23 protein-coding genes are annotated in these 22,184 nt (G+C 69.5%); 6 read left to right on the top strand and 17 right to left on the bottom strand.

Annotation, left to right across the window (positions count from 1 at the left end):
• Positions 1-241 precede the first annotated feature (241 nt).
• From LIG30_RS18705 to LIG30_RS18675, 7 genes are all read right to left on the bottom strand, one after another.
• The gene (locus tag LIG30_RS18705) at positions 242-460 is read right to left on the bottom strand and encodes a hypothetical protein (RefSeq protein ID WP_038714344.1); all 219 of its coding nucleotides are present in this window, start codon (positions 458-460) and stop codon (positions 242-244) included.
• Complete coding sequence (locus tag LIG30_RS18700) at positions 460-930, bottom strand: hypothetical protein (RefSeq protein ID WP_038714377.1); 471 nt, start codon at positions 928-930, stop codon at positions 460-462. The genes LIG30_RS18705 and LIG30_RS18700 overlap by 1 nt, the downstream gene beginning before the upstream one ends.
• A gap of 49 nt (positions 931-979) precedes the next feature.
• Complete coding sequence (glmS, locus tag LIG30_RS18695) at positions 980-2,797, bottom strand: glutamine--fructose-6-phosphate transaminase (isomerizing) (RefSeq protein WP_038714343.1); 1,818 nt, start codon at positions 2,795-2,797, stop codon at positions 980-982.
• A 55-nt stretch (positions 2,798-2,852) separates the two neighbouring features.
• On the bottom strand, positions 2,853-4,214 hold the full coding sequence (gene glmU, locus LIG30_RS18690; RefSeq protein ID WP_038714342.1) for a bifunctional UDP-N-acetylglucosamine diphosphorylase/glucosamine-1-phosphate N-acetyltransferase GlmU: 1,362 nt from the start codon (positions 4,212-4,214) through the stop codon (positions 2,853-2,855).
• Between the two features lie 124 nt (positions 4,215-4,338).
• Positions 4,339-5,334: a tRNA 2-thiocytidine(32) synthetase TtcA gene (ttcA, locus tag LIG30_RS18685; RefSeq protein WP_038714340.1), complete on the bottom strand. Its 996-nt coding sequence runs from the start codon at positions 5,332-5,334 to the stop codon at positions 4,339-4,341.
• Entirely contained in the window at positions 5,331-5,735 is a 405-nt protein-coding gene (locus LIG30_RS18680; RefSeq protein WP_038714339.1) for a dihydroneopterin aldolase, read from the bottom strand. The genes ttcA and LIG30_RS18680 overlap by 4 nt, the downstream gene beginning before the upstream one ends.
• A 76-nt stretch (positions 5,736-5,811) precedes the next feature.
• On the bottom strand, positions 5,812-6,561 hold the full coding sequence (locus LIG30_RS18675) for an SDR family oxidoreductase (RefSeq protein WP_038714338.1): 750 nt from the start codon (positions 6,559-6,561) through the stop codon (positions 5,812-5,814).
• A 13-nt stretch (positions 6,562-6,574) separates the two neighbouring features.
• On the opposite strand from LIG30_RS18675, the gene LIG30_RS18670 reads away from it, so the two are divergent.
• Both LIG30_RS18670 and LIG30_RS18665 read left to right on the top strand, forming a co-directional pair.
• Positions 6,575-7,765, top strand: a complete 1,191-nt coding sequence (locus tag LIG30_RS18670; RefSeq protein WP_038714337.1) for a class I SAM-dependent methyltransferase — start codon at positions 6,575-6,577, stop codon at positions 7,763-7,765.
• A 14-nt stretch (positions 7,766-7,779) separates the two neighbouring features.
• Positions 7,780-7,974: a DUF2905 domain-containing protein gene (locus LIG30_RS18665; protein WP_038714336.1), complete on the top strand. Its 195-nt coding sequence runs from the start codon at positions 7,780-7,782 to the stop codon at positions 7,972-7,974.
• 100 nt (positions 7,975-8,074) lie between these two features.
• On the opposite strand, the gene LIG30_RS18660 is transcribed toward LIG30_RS18665, so the two are convergent.
• From LIG30_RS18660 to LIG30_RS18640, 5 genes are all read right to left on the bottom strand, one after another.
• On the bottom strand, positions 8,075-8,296 hold the full coding sequence (locus LIG30_RS18660; protein WP_038714335.1) for a hypothetical protein: 222 nt from the start codon (positions 8,294-8,296) through the stop codon (positions 8,075-8,077).
• A gap of 33 nt (positions 8,297-8,329) precedes the next feature.
• Positions 8,330-9,268: a carbohydrate kinase family protein gene (locus tag LIG30_RS18655; protein ID WP_051995092.1), complete on the bottom strand. Its 939-nt coding sequence runs from the start codon at positions 9,266-9,268 to the stop codon at positions 8,330-8,332.
• Complete coding sequence (locus LIG30_RS18650) at positions 9,265-10,542, bottom strand: AGE family epimerase/isomerase (RefSeq protein ID WP_038714332.1); 1,278 nt, start codon at positions 10,540-10,542, stop codon at positions 9,265-9,267. Before LIG30_RS18650 ends, LIG30_RS18655 begins: the two co-directional genes overlap by 4 nt.
• An 81-nt stretch (positions 10,543-10,623) precedes the next feature.
• Positions 10,624-12,471, bottom strand: a complete 1,848-nt coding sequence (locus tag LIG30_RS18645; RefSeq protein WP_038714330.1) for an EAL domain-containing protein — start codon at positions 12,469-12,471, stop codon at positions 10,624-10,626.
• A gap of 181 nt (positions 12,472-12,652) precedes the next feature.
• Positions 12,653-13,687, bottom strand: a complete 1,035-nt coding sequence (locus tag LIG30_RS18640; protein ID WP_038714328.1) for a bile acid:sodium symporter family protein — start codon at positions 13,685-13,687, stop codon at positions 12,653-12,655.
• Positions 13,688-14,038: 351 nt separating this feature from the next.
• On the opposite strand from LIG30_RS18640, the gene LIG30_RS18635 reads away from it, so the two are divergent.
• The 3 genes from LIG30_RS18635 to LIG30_RS18625 all read left to right on the top strand — a co-directional run bounded on the left by LIG30_RS18635 (position 14,039) and on the right by LIG30_RS18625 (position 17,070).
• Complete coding sequence (locus tag LIG30_RS18635) at positions 14,039-14,515, top strand: hypothetical protein (protein ID WP_038714325.1); 477 nt, start codon at positions 14,039-14,041, stop codon at positions 14,513-14,515.
• Between the two features lie 379 nt (positions 14,516-14,894).
• Positions 14,895-15,968 carry a porin gene (locus LIG30_RS18630; RefSeq protein ID WP_038714324.1) on the top strand — a complete coding sequence of 358 codons (1,074 nt, stop codon included), beginning with the start codon at positions 14,895-14,897 and terminating at the stop codon, positions 15,966-15,968.
• 139 nt (positions 15,969-16,107) lie between these two features.
• On the top strand, positions 16,108-17,070 hold the full coding sequence (locus LIG30_RS18625) for a LysR family transcriptional regulator (RefSeq protein WP_038714322.1): 963 nt from the start codon (positions 16,108-16,110) through the stop codon (positions 17,068-17,070).
• A gap of 95 nt (positions 17,071-17,165) precedes the next feature.
• Here the strand turns inward: LIG30_RS18625 and LIG30_RS18620 are convergent, their stop codons facing one another.
• Positions 17,166-18,125 carry an NAD(P)H-dependent flavin oxidoreductase gene (locus tag LIG30_RS18620; protein WP_038714320.1) on the bottom strand — a complete coding sequence of 320 codons (960 nt, stop codon included), beginning with the start codon at positions 18,123-18,125 and terminating at the stop codon, positions 17,166-17,168.
• A 356-nt stretch (positions 18,126-18,481) separates the two neighbouring features.
• Between LIG30_RS18620 and LIG30_RS18615 the strand changes: the two genes are divergently transcribed.
• Positions 18,482-19,378: an alpha/beta fold hydrolase gene (locus LIG30_RS18615; protein WP_038714318.1), complete on the top strand. Its 897-nt coding sequence runs from the start codon at positions 18,482-18,484 to the stop codon at positions 19,376-19,378.
• A 158-nt stretch (positions 19,379-19,536) separates the two neighbouring features.
• On the opposite strand, the gene LIG30_RS18610 is transcribed toward LIG30_RS18615, so the two are convergent.
• The 4 genes from LIG30_RS18610 to LIG30_RS18595 are packed head-to-tail and all read right to left on the bottom strand — an operon-like array spanning position 19,537 to position 22,184.
• A complete protein-coding gene (locus tag LIG30_RS18610) occupies positions 19,537-19,740 on the bottom strand; it encodes a DUF1289 domain-containing protein (RefSeq protein WP_038714317.1) in 204 nt (67 codons plus the stop codon).
• The gene (locus LIG30_RS18605) at positions 19,737-20,243 is read right to left on the bottom strand and encodes a YbaK/EbsC family protein (RefSeq protein ID WP_038714372.1); all 507 of its coding nucleotides are present in this window, start codon (positions 20,241-20,243) and stop codon (positions 19,737-19,739) included. The genes LIG30_RS18610 and LIG30_RS18605 overlap by 4 nt, the downstream gene beginning before the upstream one ends.
• A gap of 35 nt (positions 20,244-20,278) precedes the next feature.
• Positions 20,279-21,211, bottom strand: coding sequence for a hydroxymethylglutaryl-CoA lyase (locus LIG30_RS18600; protein ID WP_038714315.1), 933 nt, complete (start codon positions 21,209-21,211; stop codon positions 20,279-20,281).
• Positions 21,212-21,242: 31 nt separating this feature from the next.
• The gene (locus LIG30_RS18595) at positions 21,243-22,184 is read right to left on the bottom strand and encodes a 2-hydroxyacid dehydrogenase (RefSeq protein WP_038714369.1); all 942 of its coding nucleotides are present in this window, start codon (positions 22,182-22,184) and stop codon (positions 21,243-21,245) included.

The raw sequence follows: 22,184 nt of genomic DNA, 5'->3' as shown, positions 1-22,184 counted from the left end.
TTGAGCGGGGCCGTCACTTGGTGGTCGGATACCGGGACGTTGTCGTCACGTAATCGGAATGGCACATCCGTCGCAATGTGGCTCCTTTCCATTCGCCCGGCTCTGTCGACGGGACAAAGAAAAACGCCTCAGTCGTCGACTGAGGCGTCAGAGTGGCAAAATCAGGCCCTGCTTAACCACTTTTTACAGAGCGGCCAAGTTATTGACCGCCCGCCCGGTTGCGCGGGCGCCGGCCGCCCGCTCAGCGGTGGCTGTCGATCCAGGCCCGCGCCCATGCGAGCCCCGCGAGCCGCGCCTCGTCCTCGGTGTCGAACACGCCGAGCACGCCCGACGCCTCGACCAGCTTGTTGTGCTGCGTGATCGTCCCGCTCGCCGCGTAGCGCTCGGGCTGCAGGATCTCGTCCTGCTGGAGAATCGCATGGCCCCAGATCTGGTAGCCGTTATAGGTTTCTGCTTCCATTATCGCGTGACCTCCGCAGGACCATTGCGCGTGCCGACGCGCAGCACGTTGCCGTCCGGTGTGAACTGCCGCGGAATATCCGTGTAATCCAGCGCGCGACGCGGTGCGTCGGCCGCGGGCGGCTGCATCACCGTCAGCTTGCCCGGCGCGGGCTGCGCGGCGGGGGCGGCGGCCGGCGGCGTGGCGGGCGCCGCCGGCAGCACGGTCGCGACCGCCGGACGGTGCTGCGTGCGTGTCTTCATCGCGTGCGCGGCGTGATGCTTGTGCTTTGTCGAGGGGGGCGGTGCGGGCTTCGCCGTGGCCGCGTGGCGCGTCGCGCCGGCATGCGTGTCGGCTGCCTGGGTGCCCGCCGCCTGGCCGCCGGACGGGCGCGCCTCGGGCGGGTTCCATACCTCGACGTAACGCTCGGCGGCGCCGCCGGACGATGCGAACGTCAGCGCCAGCAATCCGCATCCAATCAGTCTCACTATCTGTTCTCCGTCCAAGTCGACGGCAGCGCCCGACCGGCCGCCGCGCCGCTTATTCCACCGTTACCGATTTCGCCAGGTTGCGCGGCTTGTCGACGTCGGTGCCGCGTGCGCATGCGGTGTGGTACGCCAGCAGCTGCAGCGGCACGACGTGCAGGATTGGCGACAGCTGGCCGTAGTGTTCGGGCATCCGGATCACGTGCAGGCCTTCGTCGTTGACGATGTGCGTATCGGCGTCCGCGAACACGTAAAGCTGGCCGCCGCGCGCGCGCACTTCCTGCATGTTCGACTTCAGCTTTTCGAGCAGCACGTCGTTCGGCGCGATCGTGACGACCGGCATCGCCTCCGTCACCAGCGCGAGCGGCCCGTGCTTCAGCTCGCCCGCCGGATACGCCTCGGCGTGGATGTACGAGATTTCCTTCAGCTTCAGCGCGCCTTCGAGCGCGATCGGGTAGTGCAGCCCGCGGCCGAGGAACAGCGCGTTTTCCTTGCGCGCGAATTCCTCCGCCCACGCGATGATCTGCGGCTCGAGCGCGAGCACGCTGTTGAGCGCGGCCGGCAGGTGGCGCAGCTGCTTCAGGTAATGGGCTTCCTGCGCGGCGTCGACGTGCCCGCGCAGCTTGCCGAGCGTCGCCGCCAGCACGAACAGCGCGACGAGCTGCGTCGTGAACGCCTTGGTCGACGCGACGCCGATCTCGGTGCCCGCGTGCGTCAGGAACGACAGCTCCGTGAGGCGCACCATCGCGCTCGTCGCGACGTTGCAGACCGCGAGCGTGTGCGTGTGGCCGAGCGCCTGCGCGTGCTTGAGCGCCGCGAGCGTGTCGGCCGTCTCGCCGGATTGCGAGATCACGACCACCAGCTGGCGCGGGTTCGGCACCGATTCGCGGTAGCGGTACTCGCTGGCGATCTCGACCTGGGTCGGGATCTTCGCGATCGATTCGAGCCAGTATTTCGCGGTGACGCCCGAGTAGTAGCTGGTGCCGCACGCGAGGATCAGCAGGCTGTCGATCTTCGCGAAGGTCGCGGCGGCATGCTCGCCGAACAGCGACGCGTCGAACGCGTCCGCGTTCGGGATCGTGTCGCTGATCGCGCGCGGCTGCTCGAAAATTTCCTTCTGCATGAAGTGACGGTACGGGCCCAGCTCGACCGCGCCGCCGTACGCGCTGACGACGCGCCTTTCGCGCTCGACCTTCTGGCCCTGGCGGTCGACGATCGTCACGCCGTCGAGCGACAGCTCGCAGACGTCGCCTTCCTCGAGGAACGTGAAGTGGTCGGTGCTGCCCGCGAGCGCGAGCGCATCGGACGCGAGGAAGTTCTCGCCGTTGCCGTAGCCGACGACGAGCGGCGAGCCCTGGCGCGCGCCGACGACCGTGTGCGGCTGGTCCTTGTGGATCACGGCGATCGCATACGCGCCGTGCAGCTGCTGCACCGCCTCGCGCACCGCGGCGAACAGGTCGCCGCGATACAGGCTGTGCACGAGGTGGGCGATCACTTCGGTGTCGGTCTGCGACACGAACTCGTAGCCCTTCGCGCGCAGCGCTTCGCGCAGCGGCTCGTAATTTTCGATGATGCCGTTGTGGACGAGCGCGAGCGCGTTCGACGAGAAGATCGGGTGCGCGTTGTGCGTGACGGGCGCGCCGTGCGTGGCCCAGCGCGTGTGCGCGATGCCGGTGACGCCTTCGAGGTTCGACTCGCGCACCTGCGCGTCGAGGTCGGCAACGCGTTCGACGCTGCGCGCGCGCTTCGGCGCGCCGGCTTCGAGCACGGCGACGCCGCACGAATCGTAGCCACGGTATTCAAGGCGGCGCAGCCCCTCGATCAGCACCGGAACGATATTACGTTGAGCAACTGCGCCGACAATGCCGCACATGGAGTCAATCCTCAATGGTTTGGCGGGCGCCGTTGCCGGGCGCCCGCGGAAATCTTCAGCTTTTCTTCTTGACCGGCCGCACGTAGCCGCTCTTCGCGGTCTGGGTCTTCTCGTTCAGCGCGAGGAGACCGTCGGGCACGTCCTTCCAGATCGTCGTGCCCGCCGCGATCGTCACGCCGCGGCCGATGCGCACCGGCGCGACGAGCTGCGTGTCGGAGCCGACGAACACGTCGTCCTCGATCACGGTGCGGAACTTGTTCGCGCCGTCGTAGTTGCAGGTGATCGTGCCGGCGCCGATGTTGACGCGCGCGCCGATGTCGGCGTCGCCGATATAGCTGAGGTGGTTCGCCTTCGAGCCGTGGCCGATCACCGCGTTCTTCACTTCGACGAAGTTGCCGACGTGCGCCTCGTCGGCGAGCTGCGCGCCGGGGCGCAGCCGCGCGTACGGGCCGATCACCGTCTGCGCGCCGAGCTCGGCGCCGTCGATGTGGGTGAACGCGTCGATGCGCGTGCCTGCGCCGATCGACGCGTTGCGGATCACGCAGTTCGGGCCGATCGACACGTTGTCGGCGAGCATCACGTTGCCCTCGAACACGCAATTGACGTCGATCGTCACGTCGCGGCCGCACGCGAGCGTGCCGCGCACGTCGAGCCGGGCCGGATCGGCGAGCGTCACGCCGTCGGCGAGCAGTGCGTCGGCGACGTTGCGCTGGTGGATGCGCTCCAGCTCGGCGAGCTGCGCCTTGCTGTTGACGCCGAGGGTTTCCCAGTCGGCGTCGGGCTGCGCGGTGACGACCTCGAAGCCAGCCTCGATCGCGAGCTCGACGACGTCGGTCAGGTAGTACTCGCCCTGCGCGTTGTCGTTGGTCAGCGCGCCGAGCCACATCGCGAGCTGCGCGGTGGGGGCGACGACGATGCCGGTGTTGACCTCGGCGATCTTCAGCTCGTCGGGCGTCGCGTCCTTCTGCTCGACGATGCGCGTGACGAAGCCGGCCGGGTCGCGCACGATGCGCCCGTAGCCGGTCGGATCGTCGAGTGTCACGGTCAGGATGCCGTAGCGGCCTTCGCGCGCGGCGTCGGCGAGGCGCTCGAGCGTGCTCACGCGGGTGAGCGGCACGTCGCCGTACAGCACGAGCGTCGGCTGCGCGGGATCGAGGAGCGGCAGCGCCTGGCGCACGGCATGGCCGGTGCCGAGCTGCTCGGCCTGCACCGCGAACTGTACGTCGGGCGCGGCCACGTCCGCCTGGACCCGTTCGGCCCCGTGGCCGACGACGACCACGAGCCGCGACGGCTGCAGCGCGCGTGCGGTGGCGATGACGTGGGAGAGAAGCGGCCTGCCGGCCAGAGGATGAAGCACCTTGGGCAGCGCGGAACGCATGCGCTTGCCGGTGCCTGCCGCCAAAATCACGATATTCATGGCGCCAGCGTGTCAGAAGAGTTCGAAGCTGGCCATTCTAGCACGCGCTTGTTGCGCCCCGGAGGCCGGCCCGAGAGGTCGGAGGAACCGTGGGGCCGGCGTTGCGCCGGCCCCACGGCGCGGGTCACAGATCGTCGAACTGGACGATCGAGATGGGCTTGGCGCCGGCATCGCCGTCGCCCGTCGCGCACGGCTCCTCGTCGAACGCGATGTCGCCGTTTGGATCGGCCTGGCCGGTCGCGCGCAGCCCGGCGAACGGGAACAGGGTCGTGTCCATCAGGTGCGACGGCACGACCTTCGCGAGCGCGTTGAACATGTTGTCGACGCGGCCCGGGAAGCGCTTGTCCCAGTCGCGGATCAGCGCCTTCATCTCCGCGCGCTTCAGGTTCGGCTGGCTGCCGCACAGGTTGCACGGGATGATCGGGAATTCGCGCAGCTCCGCGTACTTCTCCAGATCGGTTTCCTTCACGTACGCGAGCGGGCGGATCACGACGTTCCTGCCGTCGTCCGACTGCAGCTTCGGCGGCATGCCCTTCAGCTTGCCGCCGTAGAACATGTTCAGCAGCAGCGTCTGCACGATGTCGTCGCGATGGTGGCCGAGCGCGATCTTGGTCGCGCCCAGCTCGCCCGCGACGCGGTACAGGATGCCGCGGCGCAGCCGCGAGCACAGCGAGCAGGTGGTCTTGCCCTCGGGCACGAGGCGCTTGACGATGCTGTAGGTGTCCTGGTTCTCGATGTGGAACGGCACGCCGATTTTCGTCAGGTACTCGGGCAGCACGTGCTCGGGGAAGCCCGGCTGCTTCTGGTCGAGGTTCACGGCGACGATGTCGAAGTCGATCGGCGCGCGCTCGCGCAGCCGCATCAGGATCTCGAGCAGCGCATAGCTGTCCTTGCCGCCGGACAGGCAGACCATCACCTTGTCGCCGTGCTCGATCATGTTGTAGTCGCCGATCGCCTGGCCGACCTGGCGCACGATGCGCTTGTACAGCTTGTTGTTCTCGTAGGCTTCCTTCTGCTCGCGGCGCGTCAGCGCGGGGCGGCCGGTGTCGGCTTCGCCTGCGCCGGGCGCGGCGGCATCGGCCGCGGCGTCATTGAGATTGGGGGTATGGGGCGCATTCATGCTCGCTCCTCGTCCTTGATGCGAAAGACCTCGACGCCGACGGCGTCGCAGTCCGGATAGGCGTCCGGTTTTTCGGTGGAAACGCGCACCGCGCGCACGCTGTCGTGCGCCAGCAGGTGCGCGGCGATCGCGTCGCACAGCGTTTCCTGCAGGTGGATGTGGCCGCGCGCCACGCATAGCGCGACGCTCTGCTTCATCAGATCGTAGTCGACGACCTCGTGCAGCCGGTCGTCGACGGGGGTGCTTTGCGCGAGCGGCACGAACAGGTCGACGTTGATGACGACGCGCTGCTCGCCACGCTTCTCGTGTTCGAAGGCCCCGATGTTGATGTGCACCTCGTAGTCGCGCAGGTAGAGCCTGCGGCAGTCCGCGAGGCGGGGGTGCAGGAGGGCGGAAAACATGGTCGTTCCAGTCAAATTGGCGTGCTCGCACGCAAAGCGGCGCGGGCGGCGGCGGTAAACGCGCGCGCCCGCGCGGTTAATTCGGGCCGGCGGACGGCCGCGCCAGATGCTCGCCGCCGTCGACGGTCAGCGTCGCGCCGGTGATGCCGGGCGCATCCGCCAGGTAACAGGCCGCCGCCGCGAGATCGTCGGCGTGCGGCGCGCGTCCGCGCACCAGGCCCGCGACGCGCACCTTCGGTGCGAGCGCGAGCGCGAGCGCCGAGGTCGCGCGGTTCAGCGCCGCCTGCATCAGCGCATGCGACAGCTGCTCGGGCGCCGGATGAAACAGCGCCTGGTCCAGCATGTGAATCAGGCACGCGCGCAGCGTCTCGTCCGCGCATGCGGCGTCGGGCGTCGCATCGGCGAGCGCGCGCGCGATCGCGAGCGGCGCGGCGACGTTGCGCGCGAGCGCGCCGGCGAGCGTCGCGTGGCACACGGTGCGCGCGTCGTCGCTGCCTGCCGGCGCGCTCTGGAACACGACGCACGCCGGGCGGCCGAGCGCCGCGCCGCATGCGGCGACGAGCCCGGCCGCCTGTACTTCGAGGGTCAGATCGGCATCGAGCAGGACCGCGCGGCGCCCGTGCGCGTCGACCTCGGCCACGAGCGCGTCGGCGGCCTCGCGCGGCGCGCCGGGGCCGCACTGCAGCGCGACGTCCCAGCCGCGCCGGGCGAAGCCGGTGGCGAGCGCGCGCCCGAGGGACGCGGCGTCGCCGGCGCAGCCCAGTGCGCCCGCGATCAGCACCACGCGTGCGGCGCGGCTGCTCGACGTATCGGCGGATGCGGTCATTTACAATGCCGGGATGAACCCGAAATCTCACGAACCCGCTAGTTTACCTGCTCCCGGCCCCGACGCGCTCGCGCAGTCCGAAACCCTCGCGGCGCGCCTGCGTGACGAGATCGCGGCGGCTGGCGGCTGGCTGCCGTTTTCCCGTTTCATGGAACAGTCGCTGTACGCGCCGGGCCTCGGCTATTACAGCGGCGGCGCGCGCAAGTTCGGCCGCCGCGCCGAGGACGGCAGCGATTTCGTCACCGCGCCCGAGCTGTCGCCGCTGTTCGCGCACACGCTCGCGCGGCCGGTGGCCGAGGCGCTCGCGGCGAGCGGCACGCGCCGCGTGATGGAGTTCGGCGCGGGCACGGGCAAGCTCGCGGCGGGGCTGCTCGAGGCGCTCGACGCGCTGCAGGTCGAGCTCGACGAGTATGCGATCGTCGACCTGTCCGGCGAATTGCGCGAGCGGCAGCGCGCGACGATCGAGGCGGCAGCGCCCGGCCTCGCGGCCCGCGTGCGCTGGCTCGACGCGCTGCCCGAGCGGTTCGAGGGCGTGGTGGTCGGCAACGAGGTGCTCGACGCGATGCCGGTGCGGCTGTTCGCGAAGGCGGACGGCGCGTGGCGCGAGCGCGGCGTCGCGCTCGACGCGCAGCAGGCGTTCGTGTTCGCCGACCGGCCGGCCGCGCCGGGCGATACGCCGGCCCTGCTGACGGAGATCGACGCCGGCGACGGCTACGTGACCGAGACGCACGAGGCGGCGCTCGCCTTCACCCGCACCGTCTGCGCGATGCTCGCGCGCGGCGCGGTATTCCTGATCGACTACGGGTTCCCCGAGCACGAGTATTACCACCCGCAGCGCGAGCGCGGCACGCTGATGTGCCACTACCGCCATCGCGCGCATGACGATCCGTTCCTTTATCCGGGCCTGCAGGACATCACCGCGCACGTCGAGTTCACCGGCATCTACGAGGCGGGCGTCGAGACCGGCGCGGACCTGCTCGGCTACACGTCGCAGGCGCGCTTCCTGCTGAACGCGGGCATCACCGACGCGCTCGCCGCGATCGATCCGTCCGACGTCACGCAGTTCCTGCCCGCCGCGAACGCGGTGCAGAAGCTGATCTCGGAGGCGGAGATGGGCGAGCTGTTCAAGGTGATCGCGTTCTCGCGGGGCATCGACGGCACGCTCGACGCGTTCGCGCGCGGCGACCGCTCGCATACCCTCTGACGGGCGCGCCGCCGATGCTGCGCTGGCTGATGGCGTCGTTCGTCGCGGCGATGATCCTGACGCGCTGCTGGCCGTGGCTCGGCAAGCTCGGCGTTGGCCGGCTGCCGGGCGACGTGACGCTCAGGCTCGGCGCGCGGCGCTACCCGTTTCCGTTCATGTCGACGCTCGTGATCACGCTGCTGGTGTCGATGCTCGCGCGGCTCGCCTGACGCGGCGCCGCGCCACGGCGCACCGCGCGCGCGAAGCGCGCGGAACGAAGCCGTGGGGCAGCGGGGCGGGGAAAGCGGGGAAAAGCGCGGCGGCGCGCGGTTACAGCTCGATTTCGCCGAGGATGCGGTGCGCGAGCGCTTTCGCCTCGTTGAACGCTTCCTCTTCGTTCGGGCTGGTCGAGCCGACGTCGTACACGGTGTTGTCGGGGGCTTCCCCTTCGTCGCGCGTCAGGATCACGTAGCCCTCGAACTGCCCGTTCGCGGTTTGACGGGTGTGCGCCTTGGCCGTGTAGATGCCTTTGGTGAAGATGTTCGTGTCCACGATGCTTCTCCCGCAATAGGACACCCCATCGTATCACTGCGCCGCAGCATGTACAGCGGTTCGTGCGTCGGCCGGCAGCAGCGCGAGCACCTCGTCGAGCGCCGGCGCGTGCGCGCCGGTGCGGCGGCACGCGGCGGCGCCCGCCGCGAGCGCGAACGCCAGATGCACGCGCCAGCCGCGCTGCGGCGACGACATCAGGCTGAACAGCAGCCCGCCGATCGATGCGTCGCCCGCGCCGACCGTATCGGCGACGTCCACGCGCGGCGGAAGCGCGTCGTGGATCTCGCCGTCGGCGTACAGCGTCGCCGCCTGCGCGCCGCGCGTGACGAGCAGCGCCGCGCGCGGATTGAAGCCGCGCAGCGTCGCGATCGCGTCCGCCTCGCTGCCGTCGAACAGGTGCCGCAGGTCCTCGTCGGATACCTTGACGAGATCGGCGAGGCCCGCCATCTTCTCCAGCGTCGGCCGGTACGCGGCCGTCATCAGGTTGCGGCAGTTCGGGTCGAAGCTGATCTTCACGCCGTGCGCGCGCAGCGCGGCGGCGAGGCCGACCAGCGTGCCGGCGAGCGGCTCGCGCACGAGGCTGATGCAGCCGAAGTGCGCCCAGCGCACGTGCCCGATCCAGTCGGCCGGCAGCCGGGCCGGATCGAACGCGAGATCGGCGCTGTGCTCGCCGATGAAGAAATATGCGGGCGGGTGGGTTTCGTGGACGATCGCGAGCAGCGGCGGCCGCGCGACGCGCTGCAGGAACCGCAGGTCGAGCCCCGCCGCGTCGCTCGCCTGCCACAGCGCGTCCGAGAAGCAGTCCTCGCCGATCGCGCCCGCGTGCGCGCTCGCGACGCCGAGCCTCGCGACCGCGCGCGCGACGTTCCAGCCCGCGCCGCCCGGCACCGAGGTCCACTGCGTGCCGGCGGTGCGGACCATGTCGGTCAGGATGTCGCCGGCGGACACGAACCACGGGAACGCGGCGTTCATTGCGCGCCTCCGTCCGCGGCCGCGCGCGCCAGCGTCGCGAGCACGTCGTAGCACGCGCCCATCGTGTGATAGTCGGTCTTGCCGGCGGGGCTTTTCTCGTTGCTGTACTTGCGGTTGTCGCAGGTGAGGATCCGGTACCACGCGCCGTAACGGTGATCGACGAAATGCTTCCAGCTGTAGCGCCAGATTTCGTCGTACCAGTCCCAGAAGCGCTCGCTGCCGGTGCGCGCGCCGAGCATCGCGGCGGCCGCGAAGGTTTCCGCCTGTACCCAGAAATGCTTGTCGTGATCGCAGACCGTGTAGTCGGGGCCGAAACCGTAGCAGAGGCCGCCGTGGTCGGCGTCCCACGCGTGCGCGAGCGCCGCGTCGAACAGCTCGGCCGCGCGCGGCGCCAGCCAGCCGAGCGGCCGGTGCCGCTCGAGCAGCAGCAGCAGCTTCGCCCATTCGGCCTGATGGCCCGGCTGGAAGCCCCACGGCCGGAACATGTTCGTGCTGTCGTCGCGGTTGTATGCCCAGTCGACCGACCAGTCCGCGTGATAGTGCTCCCACACGAGCCCGTTCGTCAGCGCCGCCTGCCGCTGCGCGATGTGGGTCGCGATCTTCTCGGCGCGGTCGAGATAGGTGAGGTGGCCCGTCGCCTCGTACGCGGCGAGGAGCGCCTCGGTCATGTGCATGTTCGCGTTCTGGCCGCGGTAGCTCGACACGATCCAGTTCGGCGTCGCGTCGTCCGCGTAGAGGCCGGCGGCAGGGTCCCAGAAGCGGTGCTCGGCCAGCTCGAAGGTCGCGGCGACGAGCGGCCTGGCCTCGTCGACGCCCGCCATCGTCGCGTGCGCGGCCGCGAGCAGCACGAACGCGAGGCCGTAGCAGTGCCGCGTGCCGTCGAGCGTCGCGTGCTTCGCGCCGTCGCGCCAGTCGATTTCCCAGTCGTAGCCGTGCAGCGCGTCGTCCCAGTGCGCGTCGCGCAGGAAGCGCAGCCCGTGGCGCGTGTAGTCCTGGTGGCGCGGATCGCCGAAATGCCGGTACGCCATCGCATGGTTGAAGACGAACCGGCAGCTGCTCACCAGATGCCGCGTCGTGCGGTTGTACACCGTGCCGTCGTCGCGGAAGTAATGGTAGAAGCCGCCCGTCGGATCGAGCGCGTTCGGCGCGTAGAAGCGCAGCGTGGCCTCGACGTGCGACAGCAGGAACGACGGATCGCGGAAGTTCTCGACGGCCGGCGCCGGATGGGCGGCCGTGGCCGGCGTCGCGGAGGCGGGGGGAACCGGAGTGTTCATGATTCGGTGACGGCAGTGGTGTCGGGCGCCGGTGTGGCGGCGCGCGCGTCGACCGTTTCCGGCTCGGTCAATTGTATAGCATCAGCGTCCCGTGGACGGTGACGGCACGCCGCGTGCGCGCAGCGACGCGCCGCCGGCGTCGAGATCGACGACCGCGAGCCCGCCCGGCTGCCGCTTCGCGCGTCGTTTCGCGAGCGCCGCGACCGATGCGATCTCGTCGCTGCCGTAGCGGATCGTGTCGCGCAGGCCGGGCGGCACGCCGACCGCGCCGATCGCCATCGTGACGAAGCCGAAGAACGCCGGGTTGCCGTGGCGGTCCTCGCCGTGCAGGCCGCCCGCGTCCTGGTCCGCCTGCGTGTAGAAGCGCAGCGCGCCCTGGTTGAAGCGGCGGATCGCGGTGGCGGCGCGGGTTTCCCAGTCGTCGCTCTGGAACAGCACCAGGAAATCGTCGCCGCCGACGTGCCCGAGGAAATCCCGCTTCGGGTCGCAGGCGTCGGCGAGCACGCTCGCCGCGAACTTCAGCACCTCGTCGCCCTGCCAGTAGCCGTACTGGTCGTTGAACGGCTTGAACTGGTTGAGATCGACATAGCACGCGTGGAACCCCGCGTCGCGTTCGAGCAGCCGGTCGATGTGCGCGCTGATCGGGATGTTGCCGGGCAGCGACGTCAGCGGATTCGCGTAGCGCGCCGCCTCGATGCGCGCTTCCGTGACCGCGCGCACCAGGTTCTCGCCGGTGCCGAGCCCGAGATAGCGGCCATGCTCGGTGATCACGAAGCCGTCGGCGAGATAGCGCTGATCGTGGTTCGCGAGCAGCCGCACGAGCTGCTCGACCGGCGTCGCGTTCTCGATCAGCAGCGGCGCGTCGTTCGCGAACTGCAGGCACGGCTTCCTGCCGAACACTTCGCTGTGGTACGGCAGCGCGTGGCGATCCATGAAGTGGCGCCGGTTGACGAGCGCGATCGGCCGCGCGTCGTCGTCGACGAGCGCGACCGCGTGCAGCTCCGGCATCCGGTTGAACAGGTCGAGAACGTCGTTATTGGTCGCGTCGCGCGGCAGCGCGGGCGCCGCGACCAGCATCCGCGCGGCGACCGTGCCGCTCGAGTGCGATGTGCGGGCCGCGCGCGGCGTGCCCGGAAACACCGCGATGTGCGGCGTGCGGAGCGCGTCGCGCGCCGCGTGCTCGACGTCGCGCGCCGGCTGCGCGGCCGGGCGCCCGATCAGGAATCCCTGCACGCAGCTGATGCCCATGTCGCGCACGACGATCAGGTCGGCCTCGTTCTCGATGCCCTCGGCGATCAGCCGCGCGCCGCTCGCGTGTGCGAAGTGCTGCATCGCCTTGACCGCCTCGAATTTCAGCGGATCGCGCGCGATGTCGTGGATGAAGAAGCGGTCGATCTTCACGACGTCGGGATGCAGTCGCAGCCACAGGTTCATGCTGGCGTTCGCGGTGCCGTAGTCGTCGAGCGCGAACTGGACGCCCGCTTCGCGCACCGACGCGATCGCCGGCACGAAATCCTCGATGTCGTGAATCGCGTTCTGTTCGGTCAGCTCGATCACGATGCGCTCGACGGCGAACTGCGCGCGAGCGAGCAGCGCGCGGGCGCGCCCGCGTTCGCGCGTGAGCGCGAGGATTGCGGCCGCGCTGAAGTTCAGGAACAGCTTGCCGTCGCAGCCGAGCGCCGCGAACGCGTCGATGCAGGTCGCGGCGGCCGCATGTTCGAGCGCGACAGTTGCGCCTTCGCGCGCGGCCTGCGCGAACAGCGCGGCGGGCGTCTCGAGCGTGCTGCCGCGCGGGCCGCGGATCAGCCCTTCGTAGCCGAAGATGGCGCCCGCGCCAAGATCGACGATCGGCTGAAAGACGGCGGCGAGCGCGCGATCCGCGATCAATCGGGCGATGGTCGCGGGTTCGGGGGCGGCGGTCGAGGACATGGGCGGAGCGGCTGAAACGACGAATCGTCTAGCTTAACGGCCGCGCCGAGCGGGACTTGAATGAACTTTTCGTGAAGCGATGCACCGCCGCGATGCACCGCCGCGATGCACCGCCGCGATGCGTCGCGCGGCGGCGCCGCATGGGGGCAGCGCTTGGCCTGTGCCGAGCGCTGCAGGCGGGTCAGTGCTTGCCTGCGTTGAGCGCCGCGCGCGGGCCGGCGGTGGCGCCGTTCGCGTCGCGCTCGCGGCCCGGGGCGCGCGAGCCCCAGCGCTGCGCGAGCGCCGCGCAGGTCATCAGCTGGATCTGGTGGAACAGCATCAGCGGCAGCACGATCGCGCCGACCGCATGTGCGGAGAAAATCACCTTCGCCATCGGCACGCCGGAGGCCAGGCTCTTCTTCGAGCCGCAGAAGACGATCGTGATCTGGTCGGCGCGACTGAAGCCGAGCCGCTTGCTGACGAACGCGGTGAGCACGAGCGCGATCGCCAGCAGCGTCACGTTGACGACCAGCAGCCCGCCGAGCGCGCGCGGCGGAATCTGGTGCCAGAGCCCCTGGTTGACCGCCTCGCTGAACGCGACGTAGACGACGAGCAGGATCGATCCCTGGTCGACGAAGCGCAGCACGCCTCGATTGCGGTCGATCCACGCGCCGATCACGGGCCGCAGCAGCTGCCCGGCGATGAACGGCACGAGCAGCTGCATCACGATGCTGCCGACCGTGCTCCACGGCGACGCGGACGCGGCGGATTGCGACGTGATCATCAGCCCGACCAGCGCCGGCGTGATGAAGATCCCGAGCAGGCTCGACGCCGATGCCGAGCAGACGGCGGCGGGCACGTTGCCCTTCGCGATCGACGTGAACGCGATCGACGACTGCACGGTGGACGGCAGCGTGCAGAGGAACAGCACGCCCGCGTACAGCGCCGGCGTGACGAGCGGCTGCAGCACCGGCTTCAGCGCGAGGCCGAGCAGCGGGAACAGCGCAAAGGTGCTCGCCAGCACGACCGCGTGCAGGCGCCAGTGCGTCGCGCCGGCGACGACCGCTTCGCGCGACAGCTTCGCGCCGTGCAGGAAGAACAGCAGGCCGACCGCGATGTTGGTCGCCCAGTTGAACGCGTGCGCGGCGGCGCCGTGGCACGGCAGCAGGCTCGCGAGCACGACGGTGCCGACGAGGGCGAGCGTGAAGTTGTCGGGGAGGAAACGGGGACGGGCCATCGGAATCTCGTTCGATACGACAGGGAACGCGTGCCGGGCACGCGACGAATGGGCGTATTGTCCCGGTTGCTCATTCAATAGGCAAATTCATTGTATGAATCGATTGATGAGTTTGTTGCATGTTCCGGCCCGGAATTCCCGGCTGCGCGGCGGCGAAAAAAGGCCCCGGAACGGACGTCCGCGATCGGTCTCCGTCATGGAAAAAGTCAGCGGTAACACGGTGTTACACCGGTGCCCGCGGCCTAACACTTTTCGGCTCGACACACTTTCGCCCCGCTCATACATTACTGCTGGACGGCTTGCGCCCCTCTCGGGGGGCGCGCGCCGAGGCGTGCAATCAGGCATGGAACGATGACGGAACGGGTGAAGCGGAAGATCGGACGATGGGTGGCGGGCGCGCTGGGCGTGCTGCTGATGCCGCTCGCGCTCGCGCAGCCCCCGCACGGCGGGCACGGCGGCGGTGGCGCGCATGCGTACGGTTCCGAGCCCGGCGGCCATGCGGGCTGGCGCCGCGATCCTTTCGCGGGCGGCGGCCGCGAGCGCGGCGGCGCGCGGCTCGGCATGAACGGCTACGGCTCGCGCTGGGGGCTGCGGCCGACGCCATCGTACGGCCATTACGCCACGCGGAGCCCGTACCGTCCGATCAGCGCCGATGCGCGCCAGATGCCGCATCCGCCGGGCAGCGCGAACGTACCGGTACGCAACGGTTCGATCCGCGCGGACGTCGCGCGCTACAACGAGGAGCGCGGCGGCCGACCGATGCCGCCGCCCCGCTCGCAGGAAGAGCCCGCGCGCTCGCCATTCTTTTCGCCGTTCTACCGAAACTGAGCGCGACGCGGGCCCCGTGCCCGCCGGTTGATGCGATTTCGCCACAGTCGCGCGCAGATTTTCGCCGTTTCCCCGTCACATTGCGCTATCTTTCGCGCCCGGCTCGCGCGGCTTGCGTCGTGCGAGCCGAAGTGCCGTCGATGCCGGCGCGCCGCCGCCGCGCATGACGCGCCGTGCGCGGCCGCCGCCTGCGCGCCTGCCTGTCCCCGTATCACCACCGCGAAGTCGATGCCGCCGCTCTACCCGCAATAAAAGCCGTCGTTTCCGACTGGCTTCGTGATCCGAAAAGATGGCCGCGCCCCGGCCCGACGCACGCACTGACCTCATAACAACGACGCGTGCGCCGCTCGCTTCGATTTCGACAATACCTGGAGATCCCATGCATTCATTCGCTGGCCGTGCGCAGGGCGCGGCCGTCATGCTGATCGCGGCCGCCGCGTGCGCCGTCGCCGTTCCCGCCCGCGCGCAATCGAGCGTGTCGCTCTATGGTCAGGTGGACGAATGGATCGGCGCGCAGAAGTTTCCGGGCAGCGAGCGCGCATGGGGCATCCAGGGCGGCGGCATGTCGACGTCCTACTGGGGCGTACACGGCTCCGAGGATCTCGGCGGCGGCTATCAGGCGATCTTCACGATCGAGAGCTTCTTTCGCGCGGAGAACGGCCATTACGGCCGCTTCGACGGCGACACGTATTTCGCGCGCAACGCGTACGTCGGCATCAATTCGCCATACGGCACCGTGACCGCCGGCCGCCTGACGACGCACCTGTTCCTGTCGACGATCCTGTTCAATCCGTTCTTCGACTCGTACGAATTCTCGCCGATGGTCTATCACGCGTTCCTCGGGCTCGGCACGTATCCGGCCTATCCGAGCGATCAGGGCGCGGTCGGCGACTCGGGCTGGAACAACGCGGTGTCGTACACGTCGCCGAACCTCGCGGGCTTCACCGCGGGCGCGATGTACGCGTTCGGCAACCAGGCCGGCGGAAACGGCGCGAAGAAGTGGAGCGCACAGTTCAACTACGCGAGCGGGCCGTTCGCCGCGACTGCCGTCTACCAGTACGTGAACTTCAACAACAACGCGCAGGATCTCGGCGCGCTGGTCGCGGGGATGAAGGGGCAGGGCATCGCACAAGTCGGGATGACTTACGATCTGAAATACGCGAAGCTGTTCGGCCAGTACATGTACACGAAGAACGACCAGGCCAGCGGCGGCTGGCACGTCAACACCGCGCAAGGCGGCATGACGGTGCCGCTCGGCGCGGGGTGCGCGATGGCGTCGTATGCGTACTCGCGCGATGCGGGCGGCCTGAACCAGACCCGCCAGACCTGGGCCGTCGGCTACGACTATCCGCTGTCGAAACGCACCGACGTCTATGCCGCGTACATGAACGATCACCTGAGCGGCCTGTCGAACGGCAATAGCTTCGGCGGTGGCCTGCGGGCGAAATTCTGACGTGCGGCGCCGCGCATTTTCGTGGTGAACGCGCGTCGTCCGCGCCGTGCTGTTTTGCTTTTGTTGACCTTTCGATCACACAGCTTTTGCTAAAGTTGTCCGGAATTGAATCATCCGTTGGGATTGCGAGCCTGGATCGATGGATACCCTCGTCAGCATGAATGTGTTTCGCTACGTCGTCGAAGTGGGCAGCTTCGTCGGCGCGGCGGAGCGCATGCAGATGTCGGCGGCGATGGCGAGCAAGCACGTGATGCATCTCGAGCAGCAGCTCGGCGCGCGGCTGCTTCACCGCACGACGCGCCGCGTCGCGCCGACCGAGGCGGGGCGCGAATATTACGAGCGCCTCGTGCAGGCGCTGTCCGAGCTGGACGAAGCGGGCCAGGCGGTCAGCGCCGCGAGCGTCGTGCCGCAAGGTCGGCTGCGCGTGACGTCGCTGTCCGCGTTCGGGCTGCGGCACGTGATGCAGGCCGTGACCGACTACGCCGCGCACTATCCCGAGGTCACGGTCGAGATCACGCTGTCCGACCGTGTCGTCGAATTGATCGACGAAGGCTATGACGTCGCGGTGCGGGCCGCGCCGGGCGGCCTCAAGTCGTCGTCGCTGGTCGCACGGCAGATCGCCACCGCGCACATCCTGCTTGTCGCGTCGCCCGACTACCTCGCGAAGCGCGGCACGCCGGAGACGATCGCCGATCTGGCCCGGCACAACTATTTGCGCCGCGAGCCGAACGCGTCGTCGCTCGATTCGATGGTGCTCGACGCGGCCGCCGCGTCGCGCGTGAGCCTCGCCGGCAACCTGATCGTCAACCACCTCGAAGGCTTGCGCGAGGCCGTGCTCGGCGGTGCGGGCATCGCGCTGCTCGGCACCGAAGTCGCCGGCGACGACATCGAGGCGGGCCGCCTCGTGCCGGTGCTGCTCGACGCGGTGCCGCCGCGCGAGCTGCCGATCTACGCGGTGTATGCGAGCCGCCGTCACGTGTCGGCGAAGGTGCGCTCGTTCGTCGATTTCCTCGTCGCGCGCTTCGAAGGGCAGTCGCTGTGCCCGTCGATCGAGGCGCGGCTGCGCGTGCGGCCGATCACGCGGATCAAGCGCGCCGGTTGATCGCCGCGTCGCCCACCGCACCGCACCACCGCACCACCGCACCACCGCACCACCGCACCACCGCACCACCGCACCACCGCACCACCGCGCGCGTATTAGCGCGCGATCCCGAGCCGCGCGCGCGTCTCGTCGTATTCGCGCTTCAGGCGCGCGACGAGCGTCGCGACGCTGGGCAGGTCGTCCATCAGGCCGACGCCCTGGCCCGCGCCCCAGATATCCTTCCACGCCTTCGCCTTGTCGCTGCCGAAGTTCATCTTCGACTTGTCGGATTCCGGCAGCGCGTCCGGATCGAGCCCCGCCTTCTCGATGCTCTCGCGGATGTAGTTGCCGTGCACGCCGGTGAACAGATTCGTGTAGACGATGTCGGCGGCCGTCGCGCCGAGGATCGCGCGCTTGTAGTCGTCGATCGCGTGCGCTTCCTGCGTCGCGATGAAGCGCGTGCCCATGTAGGCGAGATCGGCGCCCATCGCCTGCGCGGCGAGGATCGAGCCGCCGTTCGCGATCGCGCCGGACAGCACGATCGGACCGTCGAAGATCCTGCGCACTTCACCGACCAGCGCGAACGGCGACGTGGTGCCTGCGTGGCCGCCCGCGCCGGCCGCGACGAGGATCAGCCCGTCGACGCCCGCGTCGAGCGCCTTTTGCGCGTGGCGCAGGTTGATCACGTCGTGCAGCACGATGCCGCCGTAGCTGTGCACCGCGTCGACGATCTCGCGCGCGGGCGCGCGCAGGCTCGTGATGAAGATCGGCACCTTGTGGTCGACGCACACGCGGACGTCGTGCTCGAGCCGCGCGTTCGACTGGTGGACGATCTGGTTGACCGCGATCGGGCCGATCACCGCATCCGGATGCTTCGCCCGGTGGTCGGCGAGTTCCGCCTGGATCTGCGTGAGCCACTCGTCGAGCAGCTCGGCGGGGCGTGCGTTGAGCGCCGGAAACGAGCCGACGATGCCGGCCTTGCATTGCGCGAGGACGAGTTCCGGATAGCTGACGATGAACATCGGCGACGCGATGACGGGCAGCGTCAGATGCTGCAGGACGGCGGGCAGTGCCATGTTGTGTCTCCATTGTCGACCAGGGTTGGCGCTTTGGCGCTTGTGTCGGCCCGGCCCAAAGTGCATCGGCACTTGTCGCGGGTCCGTGCTTCGCACACTGGCCTCATGCAAAGCGGATCGTGCCGGCCGCGGCCGCGCGAACGGCGCCGTGAATGCAGCCGATGCGCGGCGGCCGGACAGCCGGTGAAGCATGGTGTTGCGAACGACCGTTCGATTATAGGCGAGCTTCGCGGCGCGCGTGGCGCGCGGGCAATCGAGCGAGTCCTCGGTTTCCCTGATTCCGGCCGCGGGCACGCTGTGCGGCGGCGCGCACGCGCCTACAATGGCCGCACGACAAACCAACGAGAAACCACACCATGTCGTTCGAGGCATTCGCACCGTTTCGCGTAGCGGTGCAGGACACCGACATCTTCGGCGTCAAAGGAGGCGCGGGGCCGCCGCTGCTGCTGCTGCACGGCCATCCGCAGACCCACATGATCTGGCATCGCGTTGCGGCGACCCTCGCGCGCCACTTCACGGTGATCGCGACCGACCTGCGCGGCTACGGCGCGTCGGGCAAGCCGACGAGCGATCCTCAGCACACACCTTACTCGAAGCGCGCGATGGCCACCGATCAGGTCGCGGTGATGCGGCATTTCGGCTTCACGCGCTTTTACGTGTGCGCGCACGATCGCGGCGCGCGCGTCGCGCACCGGATGGCGCTCGATCATCCGGACGCCGTCGAGCGCATGCTGCTGCTCGACATCGCGCCGACGCTCGCGATGTACGAGAAAACCGATCGCGCGTTCGCGACCGCGTATTTCCACTGGTTTTTCCTGATCCAGCCCGAGCCGTTGCCGGAGACGCTGATCGGCGGCAACACCGATGCGTACATCGAGCGCGTGATGGGAAACCGCTCGGCCGGCCTCGCGCCGTTCGAGCCCGAGGCGCTGCGCGCGTATCGCGATGCGCTCGCGCAGCCGGGGGCGGTGCATGCGATGTGCGAGGACTACCGCGCATCGGCGACGATCGACCTCGAGCACGACCGTGCGGATCTCGAACGCGGCAACAAGGTTGCGTGCCCGCTGCGCGTGCTGTGGGGCGAGAACGGCATCGTCGCGCGCTGTTTCGATCCGCTCGACGAGTGGCGGCAGGTCGCCCGCGACGTCAGCGGCCGCGCCATCGAATGCGGGCACTACATTCCCGAGGAAGCGCCGGTGCCGTTGATCGAGGAAGTGCTCGCGTTCTTCGAGGCGCGCGACCCGTCGCGCTGACGCGCGGCGGCGTGTCAGCGTGCCGCAGGAATCCGTAGGGAAAGACCTGATGCGATGCCGCACGCGCCGACCGTATGATTCGTCCTGTGACGTTGATCACGTTCACGGGATTCCGAAATCCAGATTGCCGTTCGACCGTCAGGCTGAACGGCATTTTTTTATGCGTCGCTGCTGCTGGCCGCGCCTGTGCGCCGGCCGGCGAGCACCGCCAGCACCGCGCGCTTCGCGTCGTCGTCCGACGCGCGCCATCCCTTGATTTCCTCGCGCGTGCGCAGGCAGCCCGCGCACCAGCCGGTGCCCGGATCGATCCGGCACACGCCGGTGCACGGCGACGCGACCGTGACGACCGACGCGTCGCTCATGCGGTTTCCCGCAGCGCGACGTCGGCGACCGGCGCGCCGGTCAACGCGACGAGCTCCTGCGGCGACAGGTTGAACACCGCATGCGGATGGCCGGCGGCGGCCCACAGGCTGTCGAGTTCGAGCAGGTCGGCATCGATCAGCGTGACCGGTTCGACCGCGTGCCCGATCGGGCACACGCCGCCGATCGCGTAGCCGGTGTTGTCGCGCACGAATTTCGCGTCCGCTCGGCCGATCTCGCCGACCTGCGCGGCGACCTTCTTCTCGTCGACACGGTTCGCGCCGCTCGCGACCACCAGCACCGGCGCGTCGTCGGCGCGGCGCCGGAACAGGATCGACTTCGCGATCTGCGCGACCGAGCAGCCGAGGCCGGCCGCCGCCTCGGCGGACGTCTTGCCCGTTTCGGCAAGCATCACGATGCCTTTCGCATGGCCGCGCTCGCGCAGCAGCAGCGCGACGCGGCGCGCGGAATCGGGGAGGGAATCGAATGGAGCGGGTGTTGCCATGTTCTGGTATCCGTTGAAAGTGCGATGCGCGAGCGTCAGACGCAAGGCTGTGCGTCGGCCGCGCTTTGCGCTTTCGCGATCAGCGCGCGGCCCGCACGCGACGCGTTCGCGCGGCCGATCGCGTTCGAGATGAACTCGCCGGCCGCGACGACCTGCGCGAGATCGACGCCGGTGTCGATGCCGAGCCCCTGCAGCAGGTACAGCACGTCCTCGGTCGCGACGTTGCCGGTCGCGCCCTTCGCGTACGGGCAGCCGCCGAGGCCCGCGACCGACGCGTGGAAGATCTCGATGCCTTCGAACAGCGCCGCGTAGATGTTCGCGAGCGCCTGCCCGTAGGTGTCGTGGAAGTGCCCGGACAGCCGCTCGCGCGGAAACACGCGCGTGACGGCGGCGAGCACTTCGCGCGTGCGGCGCGGCGTGCCGACGCCGATCGTGTCGGCGATGTCGATCTCGTCGCAGCCGAGCGCCGCGAAGCGCTCGACGACGTCGACCACCGACGCGACCGGCACTTCGCCCTGGTACGGGCAGCCGAGCGCGCACGACACGCTGCCGCGCAGCCGCAGGCCCGCGTCCTTCGCGGCCTTCGCGACCGGCTCGAAGCGCGCGATGCTCTCGGCGATGCCGCAGTTGATGTTGCGCTGCGAGAACGCTTCGCTCGCCGCGCCGAAGATCACGACTTCGTCCGCGCGCGCGGCGAGCGCATTCTCGAAGCCTTTCAGGTTCGGCGTGAGCACCGAGTAGATCGTCCCCTCGCGCCGTTCGATGCCGGCCATCACGTCGGCGCCGTCGGCCATCTGCGGCACCCATTTCGGCGACACGAACGATGCCGCCTCGATGTTGCGGAAGCCGGCGCGCGACAGGCGGTCGACCAGCGCGATCTTCACGTCGGTCGGCACGAAGGTCTTCTCGTTCTGCAGGCCGTCGCGCGGGCCGACTTCGACAATCTTCACGGCTGAGGGGAACGTCATGGTTGTCTCCTGTTTTTGGAATGCATGGAATTCAGTAGCCGCGCGCGATGTCGACGACGCCGCTGACCGGCTCGCCGCGCTCGAGCGCGCGAATCTTGCCCGCGATCTGCTCGATCGCCTCGGCGCGCAGCGTTTCCGCCGAGCAGTGCGGCGTGATCGTGATGCGCGGCGTGCGCCAGAACGGATGATCGTCCGGCAGCGGCTCGTGCCGGAACACGTCGAGCGTCGCGGCGGCGATGCGGCCGCTCGCGAGCGCGTCGAGCAGGTCGGCGTCGACGAGATGTGCGCCGCGCGCGACGTTGATCAGGTACGCGCCCGGTGCGAGACGCGCGAAGGTGCGCGCGTCGAGCAGGCCGTCGGTGTCGGGCGTGCTCGGCAGCAGGTTGACGAGCACCTTCACGCCGTCGACGAATGCGTCGAATTCCGCGTCGCCCGCATAGGTCGCGATGCCGTCGATCCGTTTCGGGCTGCGGCTGTAGCCGCGCACCGGCAGGCCGAGTGCGGCGAGCGCGCGCGCGACCTGCGCGCCGAGCACGCCGAGACCGAGTACGCCGACGGTGAAGGTCGCGCGCGGATGCGGCTCCAGCACCTGCCAGCGGCGCGCGCGCTGCAGCGCTTCGTATTCGTCGAAGCGGCGCAGGTAGCGCAGCACTGCGTGCGTCACATATTCGACCATTTGCTGCGCCATGCCGGAATCTTCGAGGCGCACCAGCGGCACGCGCGGCGGCAGCGTGCCGGGATGCGCGCGTTCGAGCGCGAGCAGCGCGTCGACGCCCGCGCCGAGATTGAATATCGCGCGCAGGCCGTCGCGCGGCGCGAACAGTTCACGCGGCGCGCGCCACACGAGCGCGTAATCGGCGGCGGCCGCGTCGCCCGGCTGCCAGGCGCGCAGCTCGGCGTCGGGCAGCGCCTGCGCGAGCTCGGCGCGCCATGCGTCGGCTTCCTGGTAAGGCGAGTAGAACAGGACCTTCAT

The sequence above is a fragment of the Burkholderia sp. lig30 genome (assembly GCF_000687455.2).
GTDB lineage: Bacteria > Pseudomonadota > Gammaproteobacteria > Burkholderiales > Burkholderiaceae > Burkholderia.
Note: the sequence above shows the minus strand (reverse complement) of the source record. Positions and strands in the feature narration are given on the sequence as shown.

Excerpts from the sequence above, each read along its gene's own strand:
- LIG30_RS18620 (WP_038714320.1), bottom strand. The coding sequence starts at position 18,125 with ATGGCACTGCCCGCCGTCCTGCAGCATCTGACGCTGCCCGTCATCGCG.
- LIG30_RS18655 (WP_051995092.1), bottom strand. The coding sequence starts at position 9,268 with ATGAACGCCGCGTTCCCGTGGTTCGTGTCCGCCGGCGACATCCTGACC.
- glmS (WP_038714343.1), bottom strand. The coding sequence starts at position 2,797 with ATGTGCGGCATTGTCGGCGCAGTTGCTCAACGTAATATCGTTCCGGTG.
- LIG30_RS18670 (WP_038714337.1), top strand. The coding sequence starts at position 6,575 with ATGAACCCGAAATCTCACGAACCCGCTAGTTTACCTGCTCCCGGCCCC.
- LIG30_RS18675 (WP_038714338.1), bottom strand. The coding sequence starts at position 6,561 with ATGACCGCATCCGCCGATACGTCGAGCAGCCGCGCCGCACGCGTGGTG.
- LIG30_RS18600 (WP_038714315.1), bottom strand. The coding sequence starts at position 21,211 with ATGACGTTCCCCTCAGCCGTGAAGATTGTCGAAGTCGGCCCGCGCGAC.
- LIG30_RS18650 (WP_038714332.1), bottom strand. The coding sequence starts at position 10,542 with ATGAACACTCCGGTTCCCCCCGCCTCCGCGACGCCGGCCACGGCCGCC.
- LIG30_RS18635 (WP_038714325.1), top strand. The coding sequence starts at position 14,039 with ATGACGGAACGGGTGAAGCGGAAGATCGGACGATGGGTGGCGGGCGCG.
- LIG30_RS18615 (WP_038714318.1), top strand. The coding sequence starts at position 18,482 with ATGTCGTTCGAGGCATTCGCACCGTTTCGCGTAGCGGTGCAGGACACC.
- glmU (WP_038714342.1), bottom strand. The coding sequence starts at position 4,214 with ATGAATATCGTGATTTTGGCGGCAGGCACCGGCAAGCGCATGCGTTCC.
- LIG30_RS18665 (WP_038714336.1), top strand. The coding sequence starts at position 7,780 with ATGCTGCGCTGGCTGATGGCGTCGTTCGTCGCGGCGATGATCCTGACG.
- LIG30_RS18605 (WP_038714372.1), bottom strand. The coding sequence starts at position 20,243 with ATGGCAACACCCGCTCCATTCGATTCCCTCCCCGATTCCGCGCGCCGC.
- LIG30_RS18630 (WP_038714324.1), top strand. The coding sequence starts at position 14,895 with ATGCATTCATTCGCTGGCCGTGCGCAGGGCGCGGCCGTCATGCTGATC.
- LIG30_RS18610 (WP_038714317.1), bottom strand. The coding sequence starts at position 19,740 with ATGAGCGACGCGTCGGTCGTCACGGTCGCGTCGCCGTGCACCGGCGTG.
- LIG30_RS18705 (WP_038714344.1), bottom strand. The coding sequence starts at position 460 with ATGGAAGCAGAAACCTATAACGGCTACCAGATCTGGGGCCATGCGATT.
- LIG30_RS18645 (WP_038714330.1), bottom strand. The coding sequence starts at position 12,471 with ATGTCCTCGACCGCCGCCCCCGAACCCGCGACCATCGCCCGATTGATC.
- LIG30_RS18640 (WP_038714328.1), bottom strand. The coding sequence starts at position 13,687 with ATGGCCCGTCCCCGTTTCCTCCCCGACAACTTCACGCTCGCCCTCGTC.
- LIG30_RS18680 (WP_038714339.1), bottom strand. The coding sequence starts at position 5,735 with ATGTTTTCCGCCCTCCTGCACCCCCGCCTCGCGGACTGCCGCAGGCTC.
- ttcA (WP_038714340.1), bottom strand. The coding sequence starts at position 5,334 with ATGAATGCGCCCCATACCCCCAATCTCAATGACGCCGCGGCCGATGCC.
- LIG30_RS18595 (WP_038714369.1), bottom strand. The coding sequence starts at position 22,184 with ATGAAGGTCCTGTTCTACTCGCCTTACCAGGAAGCCGACGCATGGCGC.
- LIG30_RS18625 (WP_038714322.1), top strand. The coding sequence starts at position 16,108 with ATGGATACCCTCGTCAGCATGAATGTGTTTCGCTACGTCGTCGAAGTG.